Source organism: Phaeobacter sp. CECT 5382 (assembly GCF_001457775.1).
In the GTDB taxonomy this organism is placed as follows: domain Bacteria; phylum Pseudomonadota; class Alphaproteobacteria; order Rhodobacterales; family Rhodobacteraceae; genus Pseudophaeobacter.
In genome coordinates, this window is sequence record NZ_CYSG01000008.1 from 91,431 (window position 1) to 117,053 (window position 25,623).

General features: G+C 59.0%; 20 protein-coding genes. 13 read left to right on the forward strand and 7 right to left on the reverse strand.

From position 1 onward, the window contains the following. Positions 1–92: 92 nt before the first annotated feature. Positions 93–2,249, forward strand: a complete 2,157-nt coding sequence (locus tag PH5382_RS10525) for a methyl-accepting chemotaxis protein (RefSeq protein WP_058334339.1) — start codon at positions 93–95, stop codon at positions 2,247–2,249. A 148-nt stretch (positions 2,250–2,397) separates the two neighbouring features. Here PH5382_RS10525 and PH5382_RS10530 read toward each other — a convergent pair whose 3' ends face one another. Together PH5382_RS10530 and PH5382_RS10535 are read right to left on the reverse strand one after the other, a co-directional pair. After that, positions 2,398–3,726 carry an aspartate aminotransferase family protein gene (locus tag PH5382_RS10530; protein WP_058334340.1) on the reverse strand — a complete coding sequence of 443 codons (1,329 nt, stop codon included), beginning with the start codon at positions 3,724–3,726 and terminating at the stop codon, positions 2,398–2,400. Between the two features lie 3 nt (positions 3,727–3,729). Beyond that, the gene (locus tag PH5382_RS10535) at positions 3,730–4,506 is read right to left on the reverse strand and encodes a beta-keto acid cleavage family enzyme (protein ID WP_231751845.1); all 777 of its coding nucleotides are present in this window, start codon (positions 4,504–4,506) and stop codon (positions 3,730–3,732) included. A gap of 352 nt (positions 4,507–4,858) precedes the next feature. Here PH5382_RS10535 and PH5382_RS10540 point away from each other — a divergent pair, with 352 nt between their 5' ends. Together PH5382_RS10540 and PH5382_RS10545 are read left to right on the forward strand one after the other, a co-directional pair. Next, complete coding sequence (locus PH5382_RS10540) at positions 4,859–6,256, forward strand: aminotransferase family protein (protein WP_058334341.1); 1,398 nt, start codon at positions 4,859–4,861, stop codon at positions 6,254–6,256. Between the two features lie 126 nt (positions 6,257–6,382). Then, positions 6,383–6,973: a GNAT family N-acetyltransferase gene (locus PH5382_RS10545; protein WP_058334342.1), complete on the forward strand. Its 591-nt coding sequence runs from the start codon at positions 6,383–6,385 to the stop codon at positions 6,971–6,973. Between the two features lie 134 nt (positions 6,974–7,107). Here PH5382_RS10545 and PH5382_RS10550 read toward each other — a convergent pair whose 3' ends face one another. Together PH5382_RS10550 and PH5382_RS10555 are read right to left on the reverse strand one after the other, a co-directional pair. Then, the gene (locus PH5382_RS10550; RefSeq protein ID WP_058334437.1) at positions 7,108–8,166 is read right to left on the reverse strand and encodes a permease; all 1,059 of its coding nucleotides are present in this window, start codon (positions 8,164–8,166) and stop codon (positions 7,108–7,110) included. Further along, entirely contained in the window at positions 8,159–8,485 is a 327-nt protein-coding gene (locus PH5382_RS10555; RefSeq protein ID WP_058334343.1) for an ArsR/SmtB family transcription factor, read from the reverse strand. The genes PH5382_RS10550 and PH5382_RS10555 overlap by 8 nt, the downstream gene beginning before the upstream one ends. Before the next feature lie 176 nt (positions 8,486–8,661). Here PH5382_RS10555 and PH5382_RS10560 point away from each other — a divergent pair, with 176 nt between their 5' ends. The 8 genes from PH5382_RS10560 (at position 8,662) to PH5382_RS10600 (ending at position 19,842) form a co-directional block, all read left to right on the forward strand. Beyond that, positions 8,662–10,122, forward strand: a complete 1,461-nt coding sequence (locus PH5382_RS10560) for a MocR-like pyridoxine biosynthesis transcription factor PdxR (protein WP_058334344.1) — start codon at positions 8,662–8,664, stop codon at positions 10,120–10,122. A 265-nt stretch (positions 10,123–10,387) separates the two neighbouring features. Then, entirely contained in the window at positions 10,388–12,160 is a 1,773-nt protein-coding gene (gene xsc / locus PH5382_RS10565; protein WP_058334345.1) for a sulfoacetaldehyde acetyltransferase, read from the forward strand. Between the two features lie 5 nt (positions 12,161–12,165). Next, positions 12,166–12,912: a TSUP family transporter gene (locus PH5382_RS10570; RefSeq protein WP_058334346.1), complete on the forward strand. Its 747-nt coding sequence runs from the start codon at positions 12,166–12,168 to the stop codon at positions 12,910–12,912. Continuing rightward, on the forward strand, positions 12,909–14,063 hold the full coding sequence (locus PH5382_RS10575) for an acetate/propionate family kinase (protein ID WP_058334347.1): 1,155 nt from the start codon (positions 12,909–12,911) through the stop codon (positions 14,061–14,063). The genes PH5382_RS10570 and PH5382_RS10575 overlap by 4 nt, the downstream gene beginning before the upstream one ends. A gap of 241 nt (positions 14,064–14,304) precedes the next feature. Next, entirely contained in the window at positions 14,305–15,282 is a 978-nt protein-coding gene (locus PH5382_RS10585; RefSeq protein WP_058334438.1) for a YeiH family protein, read from the forward strand. 41 nt (positions 15,283–15,323) lie between these two features. After that, on the forward strand, positions 15,324–18,164 hold the full coding sequence (locus PH5382_RS10590) for a molybdopterin oxidoreductase family protein (RefSeq protein WP_058334349.1): 2,841 nt from the start codon (positions 15,324–15,326) through the stop codon (positions 18,162–18,164). Beyond that, on the forward strand, positions 18,161–18,955 hold the full coding sequence (locus PH5382_RS10595) for a 4Fe-4S dicluster domain-containing protein (RefSeq protein WP_058334350.1): 795 nt from the start codon (positions 18,161–18,163) through the stop codon (positions 18,953–18,955). The genes PH5382_RS10590 and PH5382_RS10595 overlap by 4 nt, the downstream gene beginning before the upstream one ends. Continuing rightward, entirely contained in the window at positions 18,955–19,842 is an 888-nt protein-coding gene (locus PH5382_RS10600; RefSeq protein ID WP_058334351.1) for a dimethyl sulfoxide reductase anchor subunit family protein, read from the forward strand. Before PH5382_RS10595 ends, PH5382_RS10600 begins: the two co-directional genes overlap by 1 nt. Positions 19,843–19,922: 80 nt before the next feature. Here the strand turns inward: PH5382_RS10600 and dapA are convergent, their stop codons facing one another. Then, complete coding sequence (gene dapA / locus PH5382_RS10605; protein ID WP_058334352.1) at positions 19,923–20,795, reverse strand: 4-hydroxy-tetrahydrodipicolinate synthase; 873 nt, start codon at positions 20,793–20,795, stop codon at positions 19,923–19,925. Between the two features lie 139 nt (positions 20,796–20,934). Between dapA and PH5382_RS10610 the strand changes: the two genes are divergently transcribed. After that, on the forward strand, positions 20,935–22,902 hold the full coding sequence (locus PH5382_RS10610; protein ID WP_058334353.1) for a lytic transglycosylase domain-containing protein: 1,968 nt from the start codon (positions 20,935–20,937) through the stop codon (positions 22,900–22,902). Here the strand turns inward: PH5382_RS10610 and PH5382_RS10615 are convergent. Next, positions 22,861–23,772, reverse strand: coding sequence for a DMT family transporter (locus PH5382_RS10615; RefSeq protein WP_058334354.1), 912 nt, complete (start codon positions 23,770–23,772; stop codon positions 22,861–22,863). The genes PH5382_RS10610 and PH5382_RS10615 overlap by 42 nt on opposite strands. After that, a complete protein-coding gene (mnmD, locus tag PH5382_RS10620) occupies positions 23,769–24,452 on the reverse strand; it encodes a tRNA (5-methylaminomethyl-2-thiouridine)(34)-methyltransferase MnmC2 (protein ID WP_058334355.1) in 684 nt (227 codons plus the stop codon). Before mnmD ends, PH5382_RS10615 begins: the two co-directional genes overlap by 4 nt. Before the next feature lie 59 nt (positions 24,453–24,511). On the opposite strand from mnmD, the gene PH5382_RS10625 reads away from it, so the two are divergent. Then, positions 24,512–25,555, forward strand: coding sequence for an NAD(P)/FAD-dependent oxidoreductase (locus PH5382_RS10625; RefSeq protein ID WP_058334356.1), 1,044 nt, complete (start codon positions 24,512–24,514; stop codon positions 25,553–25,555). Positions 25,556–25,623: the final 68 nt, after the last annotated feature.

Sequence of the window (25,623 nt, forward strand, 5' to 3'; positions counted from 1 at the left end):
CGAGCATGGTTTAGAGCGCTCCATTCCACGGTTTATTAAACACTGTGCGCTATGCGTTTAATCCAATGTCTTTGTTATACGAGTTCCGCACCATGAAAACATCGGTCAATTTTGCTATCCTATCCATCATCTTCCTTGCAGGGCTCGTTATGTTTGGCCTGGCTGGAATTTCCTACTTCACCCACAATATGCGCGACACACAGCAAAACGACGTACAACGCGTCGAGCACCTGTATGAATCACTGGACCGGATGGAAATCGGGTTCCTGATGGCCCGTCGTTCGGAAAAGGACTTCCTGCTGCGCCACGATGAGAAATACGTTGAGCGCCATGCCGCAACCATGCAAGAGCTGAACACGCTTTCATCCGCGGTTGAGGCAAGCCTCTCGAGTGTCGATGGCATGCAGGGTCAACAGGCACCCTTTGCCGCGCTGCAAACTGCAATTCGCGCCTATGACAAAGGGTTTCAAGCCCTCGTTGAAAGCCATCGCACCCTGGGTCTCGATGAGAAATCTGGCCTGCAGGGTGCACTGCGCGGTGCGGTTCACAACGTCGAAGAAAGCCTGTCCGAGATCGCCCGCCCGGAAATGCAGGTCAAAATGCTGATGATGCGGCGGCATGAAAAAGATTTCATCATGCGCCAGGCCAGCAAGTATCTGGATCGTCTCAATGCCCGCGTCGAAGAATTTCGTGCTTTCCCGACCGAGTATTACAACAGTGCGGCGCAACGGGCCGAGATCGAGGCCCTGCTGAGCAGCTACCAGCAGTCCTTCACCTCTTACGTTGCTGAAACCCTCACCGAAAAAGAACTGCGCAAAGAGCTTTCCGCTCGCTTTTCAGAAGCCGAACCTATCCTGGCGGAGATTCATACCGCTGCCCGCAAGCAACTTGATCTCATTTTGCTCGAATCAGATACCACCAGCGCCGCAGCCAAACAAAACTCGATCATAGCCAGCCTTGTGGGCTCCGGTCTGTTTCTTGTTCTGGCGCTCTATCTTGCCCGCAGCATTGCCCGCCCTCTGGGCCAACTCAACCGGGTTCTCCAGGGTATCATGCAGGGAGATTTCTCGCGTCCGGTCCCCAAATCCGGCCTGAGCGAGATCTCTTCTATCTGTACTGCGGTCGAAACATTCCGCGATGACGAGATGAAGAAAGACCAGCTCACTCAGGATATTTCCGAAGTGATCACCGCCTGCGCGGAAGGTGACTTTTCGCTTCGGATCACAACCGAAGAAAATGGCGGAACCTTTGCCGAATTGGGCCAGGGCGTAAATGCCATCGGGACAGCGGCGCAAAAAGGACTTGGTGATGTGCTGACCGCCCTCGCGGCCCTGAGCGAAGGTGATTTGACCAAACGGATGCCGGATGGGCAGAAGGGCGTTTTCAAAGAGATCTCCAATGCCATCGACAATCTCAACGACAGTCTGGGTGGCATGGTCCGACAGCTGGCCAGCAGCAGCGATCTGTTGAAAAACACCTCGAGCGAGATCGCCGCCGCCGCTGATGATGCCTCCCGCCGCAGCGAGCGCACGGCTGCATCTATCGTCGAAACCGCCGCCGCCCTACAGACTCTGGGCGGGTCGGTGACCGGCACTGCCGAAAACTCGCAGCAGGCCCGCGGCATCGTCGGCAGTGCACAGGATCGTGCCCGCGCCACTCAGGAAATCGCCGATCAAACCAATCAGGCAATGAAACGTATCGAGGAATCCTCAGGCGCCATTGCTAAGATTATCGGGTTGATTGAAGACGTTGCCTTTCAGACCAGCTTGCTGGCCCTGAACGCCGGTGTCGAAGCTGCGCGTGCAGGCGAAGCCGGACGGGGGTTTGCGGTTGTTGCCTCCGAAGTACGTGCCTTGGCGCATCGCTCGGCCGCTGCGGCTCAGGAAATCAATGACCTGATTTCGACAAGCGAGCGCGAAGTGGCGGATGGCGTCAAACTGGTCAATGAAACCGGCGCGTCGTTGGAGCAGATTCTGGAGATGGTTGAAGAGGTCGTCGAGAAGGTTAACGAAATCGCGGAAAACACCGTCGAACAATCCAACGGCATTTCCGAGGTCAACGCCACGGTAGAAGCACTGGACCGCGACGCTCAGCAAAACGCTGCAATGTTGGAAGAAACAGCTGCATCCGGCCAAATGCTGCGCGATGAAGCCCAGAACCTGGTTCAGATTGTATCGGAGTTTGAGCTTCCTGCCGGCACTGTTAAACAGCCCTCCCAGCAGCACGACAGCAAGGATTGGGCGGCATGACGGCATGCCTGTGACCCATAGGATCACCGGATCATCCCATAGAGGATGATCCAGAACAACGCGATTCAGAAGAATGCAAAAAGCCGCGCAAGTGATTGCGCAGCTTTTTGTTCGGCCTGCTGATCAGGCAGCCTTTGCCAGGTCCGGATCACTTGGCAGGCAGGCTGGCCTCCAGTGCATGATCCAGTTTATCCACCAGCTCTGTGATCTGGTCCTCTGACAGGATGAAGGGGGGCGCCAGCAGAATATGATCGCCGAGGCGCCCATCCCGGGTGCCAGACATCGGATAGCAGATCAGCCCCGCCTCAAAGGCCGCCTTTTTCACTTTGGCGGCCAGTCCCAGGCTCGGATCAAAAGGCGTCTTTTTTTCCCTGTCAGTCACCAGTTCAAGACCGCGAAACAACCCGCGACCCCGAATATCACCCACAAACGGATGATCACCAAAGCGTTCCACCAGCGCAAATTGCAACATCTCTCCCATGGTTTGACAGCGTCTAATGAGGTCGCGATCCAGCATCTGCTGCACTACCGCAAGCCCTGCTGCGGTGGCCACGGGATGCCCGATATAGGTATGGCCGTGCTGGAAGAACCCGGAGCCATCAGCCACTGCCGCATAAATGTCTGCGCTGCACAGCATTGCGCCGATGGGCTGGTAGCCAGCCCCAAGACCTTTGGCGATGCACAGGATGTCGGGCGCGACCCCATCTGCTTCGCAGGCAAACAGATGCCCGGTCCGCCCCATGCCGCACATAACTTCGTCCAGAATCAACAGCACGCCGTATTGATCGCAAATCTCGCGGATGCGTTTGAAATAGCCCTGAACTGCAGGCACCGCCCCAGAGGTGGCGCCCACGACGGGTTCAGCCATGAAAGCCATCACGGTTTCGGGGCCAAGCCGCAGGATTTCCGTCTCAAGCTCGTTGGCGACACGCTGGCCATAGTCATAGCTGCTTTCACCGCCGTCTCGGTCTGCATATTCATAACAGGGGGCGATATGCGACACGCCAATCAGCAGCGGGTCAAACTGCTGCCGCCGCCAGGCATTGCCGCCCGCCGCCAGCGCCCCCAGAGTATTGCCATGGTAGCTTTGCCGACGTGCAATCAGATGACGGCGTTCCGGTGCCCCACGTTCCAGGTGATACTGGCGCGCCAGTTTGATCGCGGCCTCTGTCGCTTCTGAGCCGCCAGAGACAAAGTAGACCCGATCCAATGTACCGGGCGCCTTTGAGATCAACAGATCCGCCAGCGCCTCGGCCGGCTCAGACGTTAGAAAACCTGTGTGCGCAAAGGCCAGTTTGGCGACCTGATCCTGAACGGCCTTGATCACCGCCGCATCGGAATGGCCAAGACAAGACACTGCGGCGCCGCCGGATCCGTCCAGATAGCGTTTGCCATCTGCGTCGATCAGGTAGCAGCCGTCGCCAGCCACGGCTGTGGGCAGCTTGGCTTTGGTGTGGCGTGGAAACACATGGTTCATCGTTCAACCCTTTCTCAGGATGTGACCAGCAGCACTTGCCGCCGTGACCAGCGCCGCAACGGAGGCCGCATTGGTTGCAAGCGGGTCGCCTTCCGGCGTTTCAACATTGTTTTCAAAGCCGATGCGCGGATTGCCCCCAGCGGCAATCCCGGCCAGCAGGCATGCGCGTTCCTGTCTGCCAAAAGCGCACAGGCTCCAATTCAGATCCATGGTACGGGTCGCCGACAAAAAACCGCTCAGATCCTGTGGTTGCGCCAAAACCGGTGGCGCATATTTCCCCAGTACAAAGATCACATCGCGCATCGCGTCCGGTATCACGCCCGCCCGGTACCAGGTCTGCAACTGCGCCACGCAGCTGTCACCATAAAGGATATGCTGAACCTGAGTGCCCGTTTCAGCACAGAGCGCATAGGCGCGCGTGGCTATCTCTGGCGCCTGCGCCATCTCGCGGACCGAGACCGAAGCCGCAGCAGGACGTAGAGCCTGTAGACAGGCGAACTGTTGATCCGGAGTATAAATTCCGGCGCTCTCAGTGGTGATCTGGATCGCCATCTCTGGGGCGGCTTCGGCCACAGCTGCCATTGCCTCGCGGTAGCGCCCTGCATCCAGTGAATGACGCCCCTGCGCATCGCGGACGTGCAGATGCAAGGCGGCAGCGCCAGCCCGGTGGCAATCTGCGGCTTCCTGCGCCAGCTCCGCTGGTGACAATGGCAATGCTGGGTGATCGCGCCTTTGACGACGTGCGCCATTCGGCGCCACCATGATCTGGTATTCAGCCACGCGTGTTCTCCTGATCTCTGGCTTCAGGACTCCAAGGTGCGCCCCGGCCGACGTGATCTCAAGTCAGGCTAGACAGCACATATGTTCTTTTTCACACCTAAGCCCGACGCAGATATTTGCGACAAAAAAGAATGCTGCGCTTGCGCATGTTTCTGGCCTCAAAACTTATTTTTACCATATGGTTAAATATTTTACGTCAACACCATCGCCGCAAAACCCACAACTGGATGCAAAGTACGCCACCAACTGGACCTAGAGTATCTAGCGAATTTGGCGTTTCGTCAGATGACAACGACTCCGGCTGACAGGCAGCTGGCAGACACCCCACTCTTTACATATGGAAGGACATGTCATGGACGGCACGTTCAACGAAAACGATCTCAGCCGGGTAGTCGCGGCTGACAAGGCCCATGTCTGGCACCACCTGATTCAGCATAAACCTTTCGAGGAAAATGATCCCCGCATCATCGTCGAAGGCAAAGGCATGCGCGTTTGGGATCAAAACGGCAAGGAATTCCTCGATGGGGTGTCCGGCGGCGTCTGGACCGTCAACGTCGGCTATGGCCGCGAAGACATCTGCAAAGCCGTCTACAATCAGATGATGAAGCTGTGCTATTTCGCCCAGTCCGCAGGCTCGATTCCCGGTGCGTTGTTTGCCGAAAAGCTGATCGAGAAGATGCCCGGCATGAGCCGCGTCTATTACAACAACTCCGGCTCCGAGGCGAACGAGAAAGCCTTTAAGATGGTGCGCCAGATCGCCCATAAAAAATACGGCGGCAAAAAGACCAAGATCCTGTACCGTGACCGTGACTACCATGGCTCCACCCTGGCGGCGATGTCCGCCGGCGGCCAGGATGAGCGCAACGCGCAGTATGGGCCCTTCGCGCCTGATTTTGTCCGCGTGCCGCACTGCATGGAATACCGCAAGCACGAGCTGGGTCTTGAGCACCTGTCGGGCCGTGAATTCGGCATCGCTGCCGCCAATGCCATCGAAGAGGTGATCCTACGCGAAGGTCCGGAAACCGTTGGCGCACTCTGCCTTGAGCCAGTGACAGCCGGTGGCGGCGTCATCGAGGCCCCCGAGGGCTATTGGGAGCGCGTGCAGGAAATCTGCACCCAGTACGACATCTTGCTGCACATCGACGAAGTCGTCTGTGGCGTTGGCCGCACCGGCACCTGGTTTGGCTACCAACACTACGGCATCAAGCCCGATTTTGTGACCATGGCCAAAGGCGTTGCCTCCGGCTATGCCGCAATCGCGGTGCTGGTCACCACCGAAGAGGTCTTTGACATGTTCAAGGACGACGCCTCTGATCCACTGAACTACTTCCGCGACATCTCCACCTTTGGCGGCTGCACAGCCGGCCCGGCGGCGGCGCTGGCAAACATGCAGATCATCGAGGACGAAGGTCTGTTGGAAAACTGCACTGCCATGGGCGAGCGGATGATGAATAACCTGCTGGCGTTGAAAGAAAAGCACAGCGTGATCGGAGATGTGCGCGGCAAGGGCCTGTTCCTTGGTGCTGAACTGGTCACCGACCGTGAGACCAAAGAACCCGTGGACGAGAAGCTCGCCCAGCAGGTTGTTGGCGACTGCGGCGCTCAGGGCGTATTGATTGGTGTCACCAACCGCTCGATTCCCGGCAAGAACAACACGCTTTGCTTTAGCCCGGCACTGATTGCCACGGCGGATGATATCGATGCGATCACCGATGCGGTCGACAAGGCGTTGACCAAGGTCTTTGGCTAGGGGAAACACAGTAGTTCAAACACATCAACTCAATTGGACTGGTAAAACATACCAAAGGCGGCTCTTTTTTATGGGCCGCCTTTTTGGCATCCCGAGGGCAAAACACCGACCCAAAGGAGACATCGAATGTGGGCCAAACCCGTAACACTTTCCGGAACTCACGTAAGCCTGGCGCCACTGACGCAGGCACATGCGGGTGACCTGGCTGAGGCCAGCGCCGATGGCAACCTCTCGGCGCTTTGGTACACCACTATCCCGGCTCCCGCCGACGTGCCTGCAGAGATCGACCGGCGCCTCGCTCTTCAGGAGGCTGGCAGTATGGTGCCCTTTGCCATTCTAGACACATCCGGTCGCGCGGTCGGCATGACCACCTATATGAACATCGATCACGCCAATCAGCGGCTAGAGATCGGCTCCACATGGTATCGCAAATCGGTGCAGCGCTCCGGGCTCAACACAGAATGCAAGTTCCTGATGCTGCGCCACGCCTTTGAAGGCCTCGACGCCATTGCGGTGGAGTTCCGCACCCACGTGATCAACCATCAGAGCCGGCGCGCCATCGAACGGTTGGGGGCTAAGCCTGACGGCATCCTACGCGCCCATATGCGGATGGCCAATGGCACCATCCGCGATACCGCCGTCTATTCCATCACTGCCTCTGACTGGCCCACCGTACAGGCACATCTCACCTTTCAGATGCAAAAACACCAAGGTTAGAGCCGTTTTAGGGCCGCTACAAACGCAACGGCGCCGCGCGTCAGCGCGGCGCCCGGCCCAACGGGAGGAGACATTCTTTGAATGTCGCGCGACGGGCGGGAGCTCCCCCTGTGGCGACCTGCGGCAACCGGGCTTCAGATCAGTTGGAACAGAATGCCCGACACGATCGCGCCACTGACGCCAAGCCCCAGATAGGTGGCAAAGACCTGCGGCTTCACCAGAGACCAGACCGCCGCCATCGCCGGGATCGAACTCACGGCGCCAGCCACCATGAACGACATTGCAGCACCCGCACTCATGCCTTGCTCCATCAGCCCCGCCAGCAGCGGTGGTGCCACATAGGAGTTCAGATAGGCAGGCATGCCAACAAGGGCTGCAATGGCAATGGGCAGGACACCTTCGCCGCCAACGGCCTTGGCAATCAGATCTGCAGGCACATAGTTCACCAAAATCGCCTCCAGCACATAGGCCAGCGCCAACCATTTCAGCAGGAACACACCATTGCTGACAAATTCTTCCCGGAACTTCACCCGGCGCGCGGGCTCCTGCCAGAATTTCCAATGTGGCTTGTCGTCCAGTTTCGGTGCACTGCAGCCACAGGCAGAACAGCTTTGTGCCTGTTTCAACGGACTGGAAAAAGCGCCGCGCCCCATCAGCGTTTTGACAAAAAAGCCGCCAAACAGACCCAGAGTGACGGCGATCACTGCCTTTCCGATGGCAAAATTCCAGCCCAGCGCTCCGGCTGTGATCAGCAAGGTCGGCGGATCAATCAACGGTGAGGCGAGCCAAAAAGCCATGACAGCAGATAGCGGAGCTCCCAGCGCCAGCAGCCCGGCAATGAATGGGATCACCTCGCAGGAACAAAACGGTGCAAGGCCACCAAAGACTGCGGCCAAAAATATCATCCGCGTCTCGCGCCCTTCAAAAGCGCGCGCCACCATGACCTCGGCTCCTGTCGCCTTGAGATAGGCCAGCAGCAACACCGCAAAGAGAATATACTGTCCAGTATGTGCCAGCGCCGCACCGGCGAAAGTGATCACTGCCCAGAAATTACCGGGATCCAGCACCGCAACCGCGATCAGAATGGCAACACTCACCGTCCAAGGCGTTTTGAGCCACTGCAGTGATGTGCCAGCTGCTTTGGGAACAGGCGTTGGCGAAGCAAGGGATACGTTTTCGGAAAGATCAGCCATCATTTGCCGCCTTTTTGTCTGAAAGGTTTGCGGTCTCATCCGCACAGCATTCGCTGAGAATAAAACCCGCCAGCTGTTCCAGCTGGTCAAAATTTGCGCGATTGAGAGTACTACGCCCCACCCGCTCCTGTGCCACCACCTCGGCTCCAGTCAGAAACTTCAGATGATGCGCCAGGGTCGATGGCGCGATGCCGGTGCGCTCTTGAATGTCACTGACCGTCAACCCGTCGGGCCCCGCCCGGACCAGACAACGCAGCACCTGCAGGCGCGCCTCGGATCCCATTGCAGCAAAGCCCTGTGCTGCTTGTTCCCACTGCATGACATCACTCCAATTAATTCGATAAAACTAGTTTTATGGTTTTTTCGTGTGAGAGGCAAGCCAGATATTTCCACCATACTCAGCCAGAGAATTCGTCCAGGGTTTTCGGCAGGGTTTCTTCACAAATTCGTAAGTCCAGATTGCACCTGATTTATAGCCACCTTAAGGTGCCCCGCATGGCTATCTCTGTTGATACATTTTTCCTGAACCCTGACGCCCAGGGCACCCTGCAATCGCAGATCCAAGAGATGATCGCCGAAGGCATCCTGTCGGGACGCTTTCGAATCAGTGAGAAGCTTCCCTCGTCGCGCAAACTGGCGCTGCATTTGGGGATCAGCCGGATCACCGTGACCTTGGCCTATACCGAGCTTTTGGCCAATGACTACCTCACCTCGCGCGGGCGCTCTGGCTACTATGTGTCGGAAAACGCGCCCGTTCCACCCAGCTACACGCCGCCCGTTCAATCCGCAGATGCGGTGGACTGGAACCACATGCTGGTGCGCAGCTTTACCGGCGGCGACACCCCGCGCAAGGCGCGGGACTGGCGCAGCTATCGCTATCCCTTCATCTATGGCCAGGCAGACCCTTCTCTGTTTGACCACGCCAACTGGCGACTATGCGCATTGCGGGCTCTGGGGCAAAAGGATTTTGCCGCCCTCACCGATGACTACTTTGATCAGGATGACCCGCTACTGATCGAATATATCGCCCGGCACACGTTGCCGCGGCGCGGTGTGACGGCGCGGCCTGAACAGATCCTCATTACCCTTGGGGCGCAAAATGCCCTGTGGTTGGTCGGGCAGTTGTTGCTGAACCGGGGCCGCAAGGCCGCCATCGAAGATCCGACCTATTACACCCTTCGGGATCAGCTGCATCACGTGCGCTGCCCGGTGGACTACATCCCGGTGGACCGTGATGGCTTGCCACCACAGGATATCGCAGAGGACACTGACGTGATTTTCTGCACCCCCAGCCATCAAAGCCCGACCACCGCTACCATGCCAATGGCCCGCCGCAAGGAGCTCCTACAACGGGCTCGTGATATTGATGCAGTCATCGTCGAAGATGATTACGAGTTTGAGATGTCCTTTCTTGGAGCCCCCTCGCCTGCGCTGAAGTCACTCGATACTGATGGGCGGGTGGTCTATATTGGCAGTTTCTCCAAATCACTGTTTCCAGGGTTGCGCCTTGGCTACATCGTCGGCTCTGAAGCCTTTATTCGACAGGCAAGAGCCCTACGCGCCAATGTGCTGCGCCATCCGCCTGGACACATTCAGCGCACAGTGGCCTATTTCCTGTCGCTTGGACATTACGACGCCCAGATCCGGCGCACCGCCAAGGTGCTGCATGACCGGCGCAGCGTGATCGAGGATGCCGTCAATGAACATGGGCTGATGGTCTCAGGTGTTGGGGTCTACGGCGGCTCGTCCCTGTGGATGCGCGCCCCCGAGGGCATCGACATGGCCCAAGTGGCGGAAAACCTGAAATCCGACAGTGTTATCATCGAGCCCGGCGCACCATTTTTTGCCACTGCCAACCGGCAACACAATACCTACCGCCTCGGCTACTCATCAATCGCAGCAAACCGCATTGCCCCTGGGCTGGCCCTGTTAGCCAAAGCGCTCAAGCAGGGCTAAAATTTGCCCCCCAAAACATCAAACAGGCAAATTTGGGAGAAAAATGAGATTTTTCATCTCATTTATTGACATATGTCATTGTGTCAAGTGGGACCATGACCCGTTGAAGCTATTGAAAGAATCCAGTTTTCTGTTTCTGCACCCCAATTTTGGATCTATCCGCCTCTGAAACTGGCCCTAACTGAGCACGCAATGTCTGCCTAAACCGGTGTTAATCCCCGACACAAGATCGGGGCTCTATGCGTCTCACTTAGGAGCACCCGCCATGAAGATGACCACCGAGGAAGCCTTTGTAAAAACCCTGCAAATGCACGGCATTCAGCATGCATTTGGGATTATCGGGTCGGCCATGATGCCGATCTCCGACATCTTCCCCAAGGCAGGCATCACCTTCTGGGACTGCGCCCATGAGGGCTCTGGCGGCATGATGGCGGATGGCTACACCCGCGCTACCGGCAAGATGTCGATGATGATCGCCCAAAACGGCCCCGGCATCACCAATTTTGTGACCGCCGTGAAAACCGCCTATTGGAATCACACACCGCTGCTGCTGGTCACGCCGCAGGCAGCCAACAAGACCATCGGTCAGGGCGGGTTCCAGGAGATGGAGCAGATGCGCATGTTTGCCGACTGCGTCTGCTACCAGGAAGAAGTGCGCGATCCCAGCCGCGTCGCCGAGGTCCTCAGCCGGGTGATCATGCAGGCCAAGCGCTGCTCGGCCCCGGCACAGCTGAACATTCCCCGCGATATGTTCACCCAGATCGTCGACATTGAGCTGCCCCAGATCGTTGAATTTGAACGCCCCGGTGGCGGTGAAGCCTCGCTGCAGGAGGCCGCAGATCTGCTGTCTGGTGCCAAATTCCCGGTCATCCTGAACGGTGCCGGTGTGGTTCTGGCTGGCGGTATTGAGGCCTCCAAAGATCTGGCCGAGCGCCTGAGCGCCCCTGTCTGTGTTGGCTATCAGCACAACGATGCCTTCCCCGGTTCGCACCCGCTGTTTGCAGGCCCTCTGGGCTATAATGGCTCCAAGGCCGGCATGGAGCTGATCGCCAAGGCAGATGTTGTGTTGGCCCTGGGCTCGCGCCTGAACCCGTTTTCCACCCTGCCCGGCTATGGCATCGACTATTGGCCCACGGATGCCAAAATCATTCAGGTCGACATCAACCCGGACCGCATTGGCCTGACCAAGAAAGTCACCGTTGGCATCGTTGGCGACGCCAAAAAAGTAGCCACCTCGCTGCTGGAAAAACTGTCGGCCTCTGCCGGTGACGAAGGCCGCGACGACCGTATGGCGGTGATCTCCACTGCGAAATCTACCTGGGCGCAGCAGCTCTCGTCGATGGACCACGAGGACGACGATCCCGGCACCACCTGGAACGAACGCGCTCGTGGCGACAAACCCGACTGGATGAGCCCCCGCATGGCTTGGCGTGCTATTCAGTCCGCACTGCCAAAAGACGCCATTATCTCGTCCGACATTGGCAACAACTGCGCCATCGGCAACGCCTATCCGTCATTTGATGAAAGCCGCAAATATCTGGCCCCCGGTCTGTTCGGCCCCTGTGGCTATGGCTTGCCTGCGGTGGTCGGCGCCAAGATCGGCTGCCCTGATGTTCCGGTTGTTGGCTTCTCCGGCGATGGCGCCTTTGGCATCGCTGTGACCGAGCTCACTGCAATTGGCCGCGAAGAGTGGCCCGCCGTCACCCAGGTGGTGTTCCGAAACTACCAGTGGGGGGCGGAAAAGCGGAACTCGACCCTGTGGTTTGACGACAACTTTGTTGGCACCGAGTTGGACCAGCAGGTCTCTTATGCGGGCATCGCCAATGCCTGTGGCCTGAAAGGCGTCGTGGCCCGCACCATGGACGAGCTGACCGCTGCGCTGGCCCAATCGGTCGAAGACCAGAAGAACGGCATCACCACCCTGATTGAGGCAATGATCAACCAGGAGCTGGGCGAACCCTTCCGCCGGGACGCGATGAAGAAGCCGGTTGAAGTGGCCGGAATCGACGCTGCAGATATGCGCGAACAGCAGGTCTGATCACAATGGAGCTGCCCTTTGATCTGAGCACAGGCCAAGGGGCATATCTGGCCGCCGCACTATTTGCGGCGGCCTATATTCGTGGATACTCGGGCTTTGGGTTTTCCGCGATTTTTATCATTCTGGCCGCACTCACCACCAACCCGCTGCCACTGATCCCGGTGATTTTCTCCTGCGAAATCGCCATGACCCTGTTTCAGGCCCAAGGCATCCGTGCGCATGTGGACTGGTCCCGTGTCCGCCCCCTGTTGATCGGCGCGGCCATCGCCACCATTCCATCGGTTACCGTCATGGCCCGGCTCGGAGAGGATCAGGCACGTCTGGCCATTTCAGCTGTCATTCTGGTCCTGAGCCTTGTCCTGCTGAGCGGCTGGCAGCTGCGTCGCCCTATTGGCTTTCACGGCAACCTTTCCGTTGGAGTTCTATCCGGCATGGTCAACAGCGCCGGGGTCGGTGGCTTGCCCACGGCAGCGTTTCTGACAGCACAACCATTGGCGCCAACCGTGTTTCGGGCCACAATGATCGTGTTTCTCACCGGCATAGATGTGATGGCCCTGCCGGTCATGCATGCCAATGGGCTGACCGGCACCGGCACCCTGACTGGGGTCATGCTGGCCTTTCCTATTCTAGGGCTTGGGATCTGGGCCGGAGGTCTGCGATTTTCATCGGCGTCACAGGCACAGTTTCGCCGGATGATCGTCATCCTGCTGACGCTGTTTTCCGCTCTCAACATCCTGAAGGTTGCGCTATGACCGAATCCGCCGACATCCTTGTGCTGAATACCGGGTCGTCTTCTGTGAAATTCGCAGTCTTCGACGCTCATCTGCAAGAACGGCTAAGCGGCGTGGCCGAGGGCATTGGCGGCATCGGCCAGCTGTGCATCGGCAAAGAAAGTGAAGCCCTGGAGCTACCCGATCACGGCCAAGCCCTGTCTGCGGTACTGAAACGGCTTACCGATGCGGGCTGTGGCCCGGACAACCTGTGCGCGGTGGCGCATCGCGTGGTTCATGGTGGTATTGAGCTGACAACGCCCACACGCATCACACCCGATGTACGCGCCAAGATCGAAAGCTGCGTGCCGCTGGCCCCACTGCACAACCCGCATGCGCTTGCGGCCATTGATGCCCTGGACCAGCTTGCGCCGGATCTTGCGCAATACGCCAGTTTCGACACTGCCTTTCACGCGACAGCGCCCGAAGTCGCCAGCCGCTACGCCCTGCCGCCCGAGGCCGAAGCACTGGGCCTGCGCCGCTACGGCTTTCACGGATTGTCCTACGCCGCATTGTGCCGCCGCCTGCCCGAGATCTCCGCCCGCGCCTTGCCGCAGCGACTGCTGGCCTTCCACCTCGGCAACGGGGCGTCTATCTGCGCCATCAAGGACGGCCAGTCCGTGGCGACGACCATGGGATATTCTCCGCTTGAGGGGCTGACCATGGGCACCCGTGTCGGCACTCTGGACCCCAATGCCACACTCAGGCTGGTAGAAGAGATCGGCCTAGCCGAGACCAAAACCCTACTAAACAACCGATCCGGCCTCGCAGGCCTGTCTGGCGGCCTGTCCGACATGCGTGCGCTGGAAGAGGCCGGTACAGCAGCGGCGCAATTTGCTATCGACCATTTTTGCTACTGGGCGATCCGCCATGGGCACAGCCTGATCGGCGCCATGGGGGGCTGCAACGCCATCGCCTTTACCGGCGGCATTGGCGAGAACGCCCGCAGCATTCGTGCCCGCATCCTTGATGGCTTTGCCTGGCTCGGCTGCACTATCGACGCGGATCTAAACGCCGAAAATACCGCCTGCCTGACCCGCCCGCAAAGCACCCCGATGGCGTGGATCGTTCCGGCAGAAGAGGAACGCCAGATCGCCATGGATGCCCGCGCCCTGATTGAGGCCTGCCCATGATCTGGTCCATGAATTACCCCATGAGAGACAAAACATATTATCTGCCTTTCTTGAAAAACCGGAACAGGCCTACGGCTTTTGGCAGGCAGAACAGAAAATTGCTTCCCTTTTGGGCGCTCGTACAAATTAATAGACAAATTCCACACCTGCGCCTGTGCAGGTCCTTGCTGAAAGCCCTGCCTTGACTGACACGATCCTGCCCGACCGTTTAACGCTGACTGTCCTGGCGCTGCGCGCCCGCATGAAGGAGCTGTTTCCCGGCATCGCAGTGGCGATAATTGTTGCGGTCACGGCACAATTTCTGGCCGAGCACTACGCAACCCCCGCCATGCTGCTGGCCCTTTTGCTGGGCATCGCCGTCAGCTTTCTTGGCGAAGAAGGCAAGACCGTGCCCGGCATCGCCTTTTCGGCACGCACGCTGCTGCGGCTGGGGATTGCCTTTCTTGGGGTGCGTGTCTCGATGGTGCTGATGATGGGGCTCGGGTGGGATCTGATCGCCCTGGTGGTTGGCGGCGTCATTGCCACCATCGGCTTTGGTCTGCTGGTGGCGCGGTTCTTTGGCCATAAATGGCGCTTTGCGCTGTTGACGGCGGGTTCCGTTGCGATCTGCGGGGCCTCAGCCGCCATGGCTATCAGCGCCATCCTACCCCGTGATGAACGATCCGAAGAACGACTGATCTTTACCGTCATGGGCGTTACCGTGCTGTCGACCATCGCGATGATCGCCTATCCCATTCTGGTGAATTTCCTTGAACTGAATTCAAATCAGGCCGGCGTCTTCCTTGGCGGCACCATCCATGATGTGGCGCAGGTCGTCGGGGCTGGCTTTTCGATATCGGAACAAACCGGCGACACCGCCACGCTGGTAAAATTGATCCGGGTCGCGATGCTGGCACCGATCGTTTTGGTCGCCTCGCTCACGATCCGCTCCTTTGCGGAGCTACCGCAGGATGGCACCCGTCCGCCGCTGCTGCCGGGCTTTGTCGTGGCCTTTCTGGTGCTGGCCGCGCTCAGCTCCTTTGGGCTGGTTCCGGCCGTCATAAGTGATTTTCTCAGCCAGGCTTCGCGCTGGCTGCTGCTGACCGCCATCGCGGCTGTGGGCATGAAGACCAATCTGAAACAGGTGTTGGCCGTTGGAGGCGCGGCCATCGCCCTGATCATCATAGAAACACTGTTCATAGCCGGGCTCATCCTGGCAGGGATCACGGTCCTGACCTGAGACCCGATAAGGACAGATAGAACAAAGACAAGGGAGGCCAGATGACGTTCCAGCAACCCCGGGTGGAGACATCCCCCAAGGTATCCGACGAGATCCGTCAGACCACATGCTACATGTGCGCATGCCGCTGCGGCATCAATGTACATATGAAAACCAATGAGGACGGCAAGAAAGAGGTCGCCTATATCGAAGGCAACCGTGACCACCCCGTCAACAAAGGCGTGCTCTGCGCCAAGGGCTCTGCCGGGATCATGCAGGTCAACGCGCCGTCTCGTCTCAAGGCTCCTTTGAAACGGGTGGGGCCGCGTGGGTCTGGCGAGTTTGAGGAAATCTCCTGGGACGAAGCACTGGAAATTGCCGCAGGCTGGCTGGAACCAATCCGCAAAGATGATCCATCCAAGCTGGCGTTTTTCACCGGCCGGGATCAATCACAAAGCTTCACCAGTTTCTGGGCGCAGAATTTTGGCACGCCGAACTACGCAGCCCACGGCGGCTTTTGCTCGGTCAATATGGCCGCAGCTGGCATCTACACCATGGGCGGTGCCTTCTGGGAGTTTGGCCAACCCGACTGGGATTACACCAAATTGTTCCTGCTGTTTGGCGTCGCCGAAGATCACGACAGTAACCCGATCAAGATGGGCCTGGGCAAAATCAAGGCGCGCGGTGCGCGGGTGATTGGCGTCAATCCGATCCGATCCGGCTATAACGCCATCGCAGACGATTGGGTCGGCATCACGCCAGGCACTGACGGGCTGTTCATCCTGTCGCTGGTGCATGTGCTGATGAAGGCCGGCAAGATCGATCTGGACTACCTCAGCCGTTTTACCAATGCGCCGGTGCTGGTGAACCAGGATCCGAACTCCCCCGACAAGGGGCTGTTTTTGCGCGACGACCACGGTGCGCCACTGGTGATCAACCGCAAGACCGGTAAGCTGGCGCCCTTTGATATGGCAGGTGTGCGGCCCGACCTTGGCGGCTCTTTCCAGATGGGCGACGTCACCCATGTGTCGGTCTTTCAGCTGATGGCCGAACGCTACCTCAAGGATGAATACGCTCCCGAAGCCGTGGCCGAGCGCTGCGGCATCCCTGCCAAACGCATCCGCGCCATCGCCAGTGAAATCGCCCGCGTCGCCTTTGATGAGGCCTTTGAGCTCGACCAGGAATGGACGGATTTTCGCGGCGAAAAGCACGACAAGATGATTGGCCGCCCGGTCTCGTTCCATTCCATGCGGGGTGTGTCCGCCCATGCCAATGGCTTTCAGACCTGTCGGGCGCTGCATGTGCTGCAGATCCTGCTCGGCACGGTCGAGGCCCCCGGTGGTTTTCGCTTCAAGCCGCCCTACCCCAAACCGGTTGAGGCCCATCCCGCGCCGCATTCCCGTGTCACCCCCAACAAACCGCTGGATGGCCCCCACCTGGGGTTTGTGCACGGGCCAGAACATCTGGCGCTGAAAAGCGATGGCAGTGCAGCGCGCATCGACAAGGCCTTTACCTGGGAAAACCCGATGTCCAGTCACGGGCTGATGCATATGGTGATTTCCAACGCCCATGCGGGCGACCCCTACAAGATCGACACATTGTTCATGTATATGGCCAATATGTCGTGGAACTCTTCTATGAACACCACGGGTGTGATGGAGATGCTCACCGACAAAGGCGAGGACGGCGAATACAAGATCCCCCGGATCATCTATTCCGATGCCTATTCATCGGAAATGGTGGCCTATGCCGATCTGGTGCTGCCCGACACCACCTATCTGGAACGCCACGACTGCATCTCGATGCTGGACCGCCCCATCTGCGAGGCCGATGGCGCCGCTGATGCCATCCGCTGGCCGGTGATCGAACCCGACCGGGATGTGCGCGGTTTCCAAACCGTATTGGTGCAGCTGGCCAACAAGATGAAACTGCCGGGTTTCACCGCTGAGGACGGCAGTGCCAAATGGCAGGACTACGCCGACTATATCGTCAACCACGAGCGCAAACCTGGTATCGGCCCGCTGGCCGGTTTCCGCGGCCCCAATGGCGACAAGGCCGGGCGTGGTGAAGTAAACCCGGAGCAGCTCGATCGCTATATCAAGAACGGCGGCTTCTTTGTTGAACATATCCCAACCGAGGCGAGTTATTTCAAACCCTGGAACATGGCCTATCAGGACTGGGCAGTGAACTTGGGTCTATTCGACAGCCCACAGCCCTATCTGTTCCAGCTTTATGTCGAGCCCATGCGCAAGTTCCAGCTGGCCGCTGAAGGCCACGGAGAACGCCAGCCCCCGGACCATCTGCGCGACCGCATCAAGGACACCATGGATCCGCTACCGATCTGGTACGAGACAGATCAGCAGGGCAACGAGGGCTTTACCGTCAATGCTCTGACCCAGCGACCTATGGCGATGTATCACTCCTGGGGCACCCAGAACGCCTGGCTACGCCAGCTGCACGGGCACAACCCACTGTATGTGCCGACAAAACTCATGCGCGAAAACGATCTACAGGATGGCGACTGGGCCAAGGTAACATCGCCTCATGGCAGCATCACCGTGCCCGTGATGGAAATGGCCGCACTGAACAACAATACAGTCTGGACCTGGAACGCCATCGGCAAACGCAAAGGCACCTGGGCATTGGAAGAAAACGCCCCCGAGGCCACCAAGGGCTTTTTGCTCAACCATCTGATCCACGAACTGCTGCCGCCCAAAGGCGACGGCATGCGGTGGGCCAACTCGGACCCGATCACCGGGCAGGCCGCCTGGTTCGACCTCAAGGTGAAAATCGAAAAGGCTGGTGCGCCGGATGATTTCAACGAAAGTCAGCCCGTGCTGGAGCCGATCAAATCTCCCGTGGGCACCGGCCCCAAGGACCTCAAGTGGAAGGTAGGCAAATGACCGAACTCCCCACCACAACCGACCGCAAGATGGGTCTGGTCATTGATCTCGATACCTGTGTGGGCTGCCATGCCTGTGTGATCTCCTGCAAAGGCTGGAACACCGAAAACTATGGTGCCCCCCTGTCGGATGAGGATGCCTATGGCGCCGACCCTTCCGGCACCTTCCTGAACAGGGTCCATAGTTTCGAGGTGCAGCCCGCCGCAACACCAGCGCAACCAGATCCGGCCGCGCAGCTGATCCATTTCCCCAAATCCTGCCTGCACTGCGAAGACGCGCCCTGCGTCACCGTCTGCCCAACAGGCGCCAGCTACAAACGGGTCGAAGATGGCATCGTGCTGGTCAATGAAAGCGACTGCATCGGCTGCGGGCTATGTGCCTGGTCCTGCCCCTACGGGGCGCGTGAATTGGATCTGGCCGCAGGCGTGATGAAGAAATGCACCCTCTGCGTGGATCGGATCTACAATGAAAACCTGCCGGAAGTGGACCGGGTGCCGTCCTGTGTGCGGACCTGCCCGGCGGGTGCGCGCCACTTTGGCGATCTCGGCGATCCAAACAGCGAGGTCAGCCAGCTGGTGGCAGAGCGCGGCGGCATGGATCTGATGCCCGAGATGGGCACCAAACCCGTGAACAAATACCTGCCACCGCGCCCAAAGGATCAGATCGAGGATCAGGTTGATATCCTCGCGCCCCTGCTGGCCCCTGTTACCGAAGACGCGGGCGGCTTTTTGGGCTGGCTCGACAAAGCACTGGATAAACTTCCCGGTCAATCTTCAGGAGGGACTGCCTGATGCATCCGGCGCCATCCGTCATTCTTTTCACTACCCTCTCTGGTCTCGGCTTTGGCCTGCTGGCCTTTCTGGGGCTTGGCTATCCCGGCGTCACTGGCTGGGTCGCCTTTGTGTTTTACGCCATTGCCTATGGGCTGGCCGTCGGAGGCCTGCTGGCCTCGACCTTTCATCTGGGGCGTCCAGAACGTGCGCTGAAAGCGTTTAGCCAGTGGAAAACCAGCTGGCTGTCGCGCGAAGGTATATGCTCCGTCGCAGCCCTTCTGGTCATGGCTCTTTATGCCACCGGCGCGGTGTTCATGGATTCACACTGGCGCGTTTTGGGCATAATCGGTGCCGCCTTAAGCTTGGGTACCGTTTTCACCACCTCGATGATTTATACCCAACTCAAAACCATCCCGCGCTGGAACATGTCGCTGACGCCATTGATGTTTCTCAGCTTCTCGCTTGCGGGCGGGGCCTTGCTGGCCGGGCAGGAAAGCCTCGCGCCCTGGTTTTTGCTCATCGCAGGCGCGGTGCAGCTGGCCTATTGGGTACAGGGCGACAAAGCCTTTGCCGCATCAGGCACCACCATGGGCACTGCCACCGGGCTTGGTGATCGTGGCACGGTGCGGGCATTTGAGCCCCCCCATACCGGCACCAACTACCTGTTGCGCGAATTCGTGCATGTGGTGGGACGCAAACATGCGCAAAAACTGCGAGTGATCTCTCTCACCCTTGGTTTTGTGCTGCCAGTGCTCTGCCTCTGGCTGCCGACTGATTCGAGCATGGTCAAACACCTGATGGCTGCTGTCGCCGTGCTGTCTCATCTGGCAGGCATTGCCGTCTCACGCTGGCTGTTCTTTGCCCAGGCCGAACATGTTGTTGGGCTATATTACGGCAAACGCTGAACCATCAGAGCCAGCTGGCACTAAAAAAGGACGGCACTCCAACCGGAGGCCGCCCTTTTCAAATTGAAAGAACCTGATTGTTACAGCAGACCGGCATGCACCATGGCCGCGTCAATCGCTGCCTTGGTGCTGTCTTCCAGACCGGTCAGCGGTGAGCGCACTTCTTCGGAGCACAGCCCCAGTTTGCTGAGACCATATTTCGCACCAACCAGACCCGGCTCGATAAAGATCGCCTCGTGCAAGGGCATCAGTTTGTCCTGATATTCCAGCGCTTTTGCGTAGTCGCCTGCAAGTGTTGCGGCCTGGAATTCCGCACAAAGGCGCGGTGCCACATTGGCTGTGACCGAAATGCAGCCGATGCCGCCATGGGCATTGAACCCCAGTGCGGTGGCATCTTCGCCCGACAGCTGGACAAAATCAGGGCCACAAGAGGCGCGCTGCTGGCTGACACGGGCAATATCGCCAGTAGCATCTTTGACGCCAATGATACGCGGCAGTTTTGCCAGCTCACCCATGGTGGCTGGGCTCATGTCGACAATGGACCGGCCGGGAATATTGTAAATGATGATCGGCACATCCGCGCAATCATGCGCAGCCTGGAAATGTGCCAGCAAGCCACGCTGGGTTGGTTTGTTGTAATAAGGCGTTACCACCAGGGCTGCGTCGGCACCGACCTTTTGGGCAAACTCAACAAAGCGAATCGTCTCGACAGTGTTGTTCGACCCGGCACCGGCAATCACCGGCACCCGACCGGCAGCGGCTTTGACGACCTCGGCAATCACAGCTTCATGTTCGTCATGGGTGAGGGTGGGACTTTCACCAGTCGTGCCAACCGGCACCAGCGCGCTTGAGCCTTCGGCAATATGCCAATCAACCAAGCGTTTAAGCGCATCCAGGTCCAACGCGCCGTTTTGAAACGGGGTGACGAGGGCTGGCATAGAGCCTTTAAACATGGGTGCGCTCCCTTAGCTGTGGGTCTTGGCAGGCGGAGGCCCGCCGTCATGGTGGACATGACTGGAAATTGAGTTGATACCAGCCATTCTCGAATTATCGTCAATGCCTCTATCCCCGGTTCCTATATAAAAGCAAGACATGACACGCATTCTGCTCCTGATATCGCTGATCCTGACGCTTGGCAGTGCTGCAAAAGCCAACGCGCGCTCGTTAGAGCAAGCGCTGGAGCTTGCGCGCTCAGAGAACTGGCAAGAGGCTCTGGTGCAGGCCGGGGCCGAAACCACAGTGGCGCGGGATATCATCGAATGGCAACGCTTGCGCGCCAAACAGGGCACAGCGTCAGATGTGGAAATGTTTCTGGCGCGGCGTCCTGACTGGCCCGGCCTGCCCTATCTACGCCGTCGCAACGAAGAACTGATCGTAGAGAAATCGCACAAACGGGTTCTCGCTTTTTTTGCCAAGGAGCCGCCGCAGACCGCCGAAGGGGCCGCCAGCCTGGCACGGGCCCATATCAGCCGCGGAAAGCGCAGCGATGGTGAGGCCGAACTGGTGCGCGCCTGGCGCAGCATGCCAATGAGCGCCGAGACACAGGCCGCCTATTTGGCGGATCATGCCAAGCTGCTGCAGCCGCATCATGTTGCGCGTCTGGATCAATTGCTCTGGGACGGTCATGACGCGAGTGCCACGCGCATGTTGTCGCTGGTAGGCGCAGGCCCGCGCGCCCTCGCCGAGGCACGGCTTGCCTTGCAGATGCGTGACAAGGGTGTGGATGCCAAGATCGAAGCCATCCCAGCAGCGCTGCAGAGCGCTCCTGGCCTTGCCTATGACCGCTTTGACTGGCGCGACAAAAAGGGCCGTCAAGATGCGGCGGTTGAGTTAATGATGAGCCGGAGCACCAGCGCCGACGCCCTGGGTGTGCCGGAAAAATGGCTGCGCAGGCGGCGCGACCTCGCGCGTCAGCTGATGCGCGACGGTAAGCATGAGCGCGCCTACCAGCTGGCCGCACATCACTTTGCCACCCCAGAGGCAGGCTATGGGTATTCCGATTGCGAATGGCTAGCCGGCTATATCGCCCTGCGCAAACTGAAGGATGCAGAACTTGCAGTGCATCACTTTGAGCGTTTTCTGGCATCGGTCGAGACACCGATTTCAGTGGGGCGTGGCGGCTATTGGCTGGGGCGGGCTTATGCCACCCTCGGACAGGCAGACAAGGCGCATGAGGCCTATGCCCGCAGTGCGCAGTATCAAAGCTCTTTCTATGGTCTGCTGGCGGCAGAGGCCTTGGGGCGGGGGTTTGACCCCGCCTTAGCAGCGCCGCCGCAACTGCCGCCCTGGCGCAGTGCCGCATTCCTGAATTCCTCCGTCACCGAGGCGGGCCTTTTGCTGCTGCAAGCTGGTGATCTGTCGCTAGCCGAACGGTTCCTCACCCATCAGGTCGAAAGCCTGCCGCCAGTGCAGGCGCGTCAGCTGGGAAAGATGGCGGTCGATCTGAAAGAGCCGCATCTGGCGGTGATGATTGCCAAACGAGCAGCGCAGGCCGGCACCGAGTTGCAGGGGGCCTACTACCCTTTGCACCCGGTGGCCAAACAGCAGCTGCCGATGGCACCTGAGATGACATTGGCGATCGCACGGCGCGAAAGCGAATTTGACCCGCGCGTGGTCAGCCATGCAGGCGCGCGCGGCTTGATGCAGCTGATGCCTGCGACTGCCAAACTGGTTGCAGGCCAGCTGGATATCCTTGCCAGACATGACACCGCGCGACTGACCGCCGAATGGGACTATAACGCCCAACTCGGCAGCCAGTATCTCGCCTCTCTGGCGGGGCGCTTTGATGGCAATGTCGTGTTGATGGCCGCCGGGTATAATGCAGGCCCACATCGCCCTATCGCCTGGATGGAACGCTATGGCGATCCGCGTGATGGCTCACCGAATATCATCGACTGGATAGAGCATATTCCTTTCAACGAGACCCGCAACTACGTGATGCGTGTCACCGAAAGCCTACCCGTTTATCGCGCCCGCCTTGGGTTAACGCCGCTACCGCTGCCCTTCTCCAGGGAGCTGTCAGGCAGCAGTCTTGCGGCTTTCGCGCCAAAGGGTGAATAGACCGGCTGCCATAATGATGGCCGCACCAGTGGCAACGTTCAGACGGATCACTTCGCCAAAGATACTAACCCCCAGGATCGCCGCCCAGACCAGATGAAAATATGCAAAAGGTTGCACCGCACTGGCCTCTGCTACTTCGTAGCATTTGATTAGCAACCAATGGCCGGTCACGCCGGACACGCAGAGCAGCGCCATCCAAACCCAATCGCTTTGACTCATCGGTTCCCAAAACCAGATCCCGACCGAGGTCATGGAAACCATGCCAGCGATACCGGTCCAGAAAAAACTGGTGGCAGTGCTGTCCTTGCGGGCGGCATAGCGGGTAACCAAGCCGTAGACGGCAAACATCAGGGCCGAGATAAAGGGGATAACCGCCACCGGGTTAAACACACCTGCACCCGGCTGCAGAATAATCAACACGCCAATGAGCCCAACGCCAATGGCCGCCCAGCGCCGCCAGCCAACGCGTTCTCCCAGAACAGGACCGCTGAGGGCAGCCACCAAAAGCGGGTAACAGATGAACACCGCCTGGCTTTCGACCAGTCCCAGAAGGGTAAAGCCATAGACTGCGACGCAGATCTCCCCAACCAAAAGAACACCGCGAAAAATCTGCAAGCCCAACTGGCTGGTCTGTGCCGTGGCCCTGATACCTCCGGGCGCGCGCATCGCCAGAAACACCACAAAGGCCGCAAAGAACCAGTAGCGCACCATGACCACCATATAGGTGTTGTAAGTTCCCGCGAGGTGGCGCGAAATACCGTCCTGCAGCGCAAAGACAACGGTGGCCCCGATCATCAGCAAGATACCAAAAGGTACATTATTGCTTTGTGGTGTGCTTTGCGTCTTAGGGCCTGCCGTTGTTGTGGTCATTCCAATACTGCCTTTGTCATATGCCGTTTGCGCCCAAACCCAGCCACGCGGGTCACGGTGAACCCCGCGTTCTCTAGCCCGCGCCGCACAAAGCCCGCCGCCGTATAGGTGGCAGCAGTGCCACCCGGTGCAGTGTGATCCGCCACCGCTTGCAACAGATCCTCCTGCCACAGCTCGGGATTCTTGGCCGGAGAAAACCCGTCCAGAAACCAGGCATTGGCCGCCCCTGTCCACTCCGGCAGCGACAGCCGTGCGTCGCCCGTGACCACATTCAACTGAAGCGAGCCCAGATCACAAAGGCCACTGCCCTGCCATTTTTTTAGAAAACGCGCGGCCCAGGGGGCAACATCGGGAAAAGCCGCAAGCGCCTTGGCCATATCGTCGGGTGCCATGGGAAAGGCCTCGAAACTGGTGAACTGCAACACGCCTTGGTGGCCACTTTGCTCCCAGGCGCGCCAGACTGCCAGCATGTTCAGCCCGGTGCCAAAACCCAGTTCTGCCACATGGAAGTCAGGCAGCTGAACATCGGTAGCAAACCGCTGCAGCAAATCATTTCCGGCCAGAAAAACATGCTCTGTCTCAGCCAGACCATCCTGGATCGAGAAATAGGGATCATCAAATTGATCAGAGACCGGAATACGATCATCGCGCCAGCTGAGCCGCGCCTGCTGGTCTGCCATGGCATTTTCCCCTAAATGAAGCCTGAAAACTGGCGCGACACTGGCGAAAGGGTCGGAAAATGGCAATGGCAGATATCACCATCAGGGGCGCTGGTGCCTTTGGGCTTTCGATCGCCTGGGCCTGTGTGCAACGTGGTGCCCGTGTGCAGGTGATAGACCCCTATGGTGCTGGTGCCGGCTCCAGTGGCGGTCTTGTCGGGGCCCTCGCCCCACATGTGCCTGAAAACTGGAACCCCAAGAAACAGTTCCAGCTGGAAAGCCTTTTGATGGCCGAAGAGTTTTGGGGCCAAGTCGAAGACGCGGGCGGCGTTTCGCCAGGCTATGGCCGCACCGGTCGGCTGCAACCGCTCAACGATGATCGCGCCGTCGCCCTTGCCCGCCAACGCGAGATCACCGCTGCCCAGCTGTGGCAGGGAGAGGCCGAATGGAAGGTCTGCGCCGCGGCAGATTTTGCCCCCTGGTGCCCGCCCAGCGCCACTGGCTTGGTGGTTTTTGACAGCCTAAGTGGCCGCATGCACCCCAGACGGGCCTGCGCCGCATTGGTAGCGTCCCTTGCGGTGCGGGGCGTCTCTGTCACCGCCGATGCCGCCGAACAGGGGCAGGTGCTGCACGCCACCGGATATGCTGGCCTGCAAGAGCTGAGCCAAACCCTGGATCGCCCTGTGGGCAATGGGGTCAAAGGTCAGGCGGCCCTGCTGCGATATGATGCCGGGGCGACGGTGCCACAGCTCTATGCTGACGGGCTGCATCTCATCCCCCATACCGATGGAAGCCTGGCGATTGGCTCCACCAGCGAACGCAATTTTGACGACCCCACCAGCACAGATGAGCAAATCGAAGAGGTGATCCGGCGGGCCACAACAGTCATGCCCCTGCTGCGAGACGCCGCAGTGCTCGAACGCTGGGCCGGGGTCCGCCCCCGTGCCAAAAGCCGCGCGCCCATGTTGGGGAGCTGGCCCGACCGGCCCGGACATTTCATTGCCAATGGCGGCTTCAAGATCGGCTTTGGCATGGCGCCCAAAATTGCCGGGGTCATGGCTGATCTGATGCTAGAGGGAGTGAATGCCATCCCTGCGGGGTTTTCTGTCTCAGATAATCTCTGAGGTCTTCAAGGCATCGGCCGTCAAACGCACGCTGCCCGTCAGGGCAGCGCCAGGCCCAAGGCTTCTTG

Coding starts and splice junctions, on each gene's coding strand:
- PH5382_RS10525 (WP_058334339.1), top strand. CDS start 93: ATGAAAACATCGGTCAATTTTGCTATCCTATCCATCATCTTCCTTGCA.
- PH5382_RS10530 (WP_058334340.1), bottom strand. CDS start 3,726: ATGAACCATGTGTTTCCACGCCACACCAAAGCCAAGCTGCCCACAGCC.
- PH5382_RS10540 (WP_058334341.1), top strand. CDS start 4,859: ATGGACGGCACGTTCAACGAAAACGATCTCAGCCGGGTAGTCGCGGCT.
- PH5382_RS10545 (WP_058334342.1), top strand. CDS start 6,383: ATGTGGGCCAAACCCGTAACACTTTCCGGAACTCACGTAAGCCTGGCG.
- PH5382_RS10550 (WP_058334437.1), bottom strand. CDS start 8,166: ATGGCTGATCTTTCCGAAAACGTATCCCTTGCTTCGCCAACGCCTGTT.
- PH5382_RS10555 (WP_058334343.1), bottom strand. CDS start 8,485: ATGCAGTGGGAACAAGCAGCACAGGGCTTTGCTGCAATGGGATCCGAG.
- PH5382_RS10560 (WP_058334344.1), top strand. CDS start 8,662: ATGGCTATCTCTGTTGATACATTTTTCCTGAACCCTGACGCCCAGGGC.
- xsc (WP_058334345.1), top strand. CDS start 10,388: ATGAAGATGACCACCGAGGAAGCCTTTGTAAAAACCCTGCAAATGCAC.
- PH5382_RS10570 (WP_058334346.1), top strand. CDS start 12,166: ATGGAGCTGCCCTTTGATCTGAGCACAGGCCAAGGGGCATATCTGGCC.
- PH5382_RS10575 (WP_058334347.1), top strand. CDS start 12,909: ATGACCGAATCCGCCGACATCCTTGTGCTGAATACCGGGTCGTCTTCT.
- PH5382_RS10585 (WP_058334438.1), top strand. CDS start 14,305: ATGAAGGAGCTGTTTCCCGGCATCGCAGTGGCGATAATTGTTGCGGTC.
- PH5382_RS10590 (WP_058334349.1), top strand. CDS start 15,324: ATGACGTTCCAGCAACCCCGGGTGGAGACATCCCCCAAGGTATCCGAC.
- PH5382_RS10595 (WP_058334350.1), top strand. CDS start 18,161: ATGACCGAACTCCCCACCACAACCGACCGCAAGATGGGTCTGGTCATT.
- PH5382_RS10600 (WP_058334351.1), top strand. CDS start 18,955: ATGCATCCGGCGCCATCCGTCATTCTTTTCACTACCCTCTCTGGTCTC.
- dapA (WP_058334352.1), bottom strand. CDS start 20,795: ATGTTTAAAGGCTCTATGCCAGCCCTCGTCACCCCGTTTCAAAACGGC.
- PH5382_RS10610 (WP_058334353.1), top strand. CDS start 20,935: ATGACACGCATTCTGCTCCTGATATCGCTGATCCTGACGCTTGGCAGT.
- PH5382_RS10615 (WP_058334354.1), bottom strand. CDS start 23,772: ATGACCACAACAACGGCAGGCCCTAAGACGCAAAGCACACCACAAAGC.
- mnmD (WP_058334355.1), bottom strand. CDS start 24,452: ATGGCAGACCAGCAGGCGCGGCTCAGCTGGCGCGATGATCGTATTCCG.
- PH5382_RS10625 (WP_058334356.1), top strand. CDS start 24,512: ATGGCAATGGCAGATATCACCATCAGGGGCGCTGGTGCCTTTGGGCTT.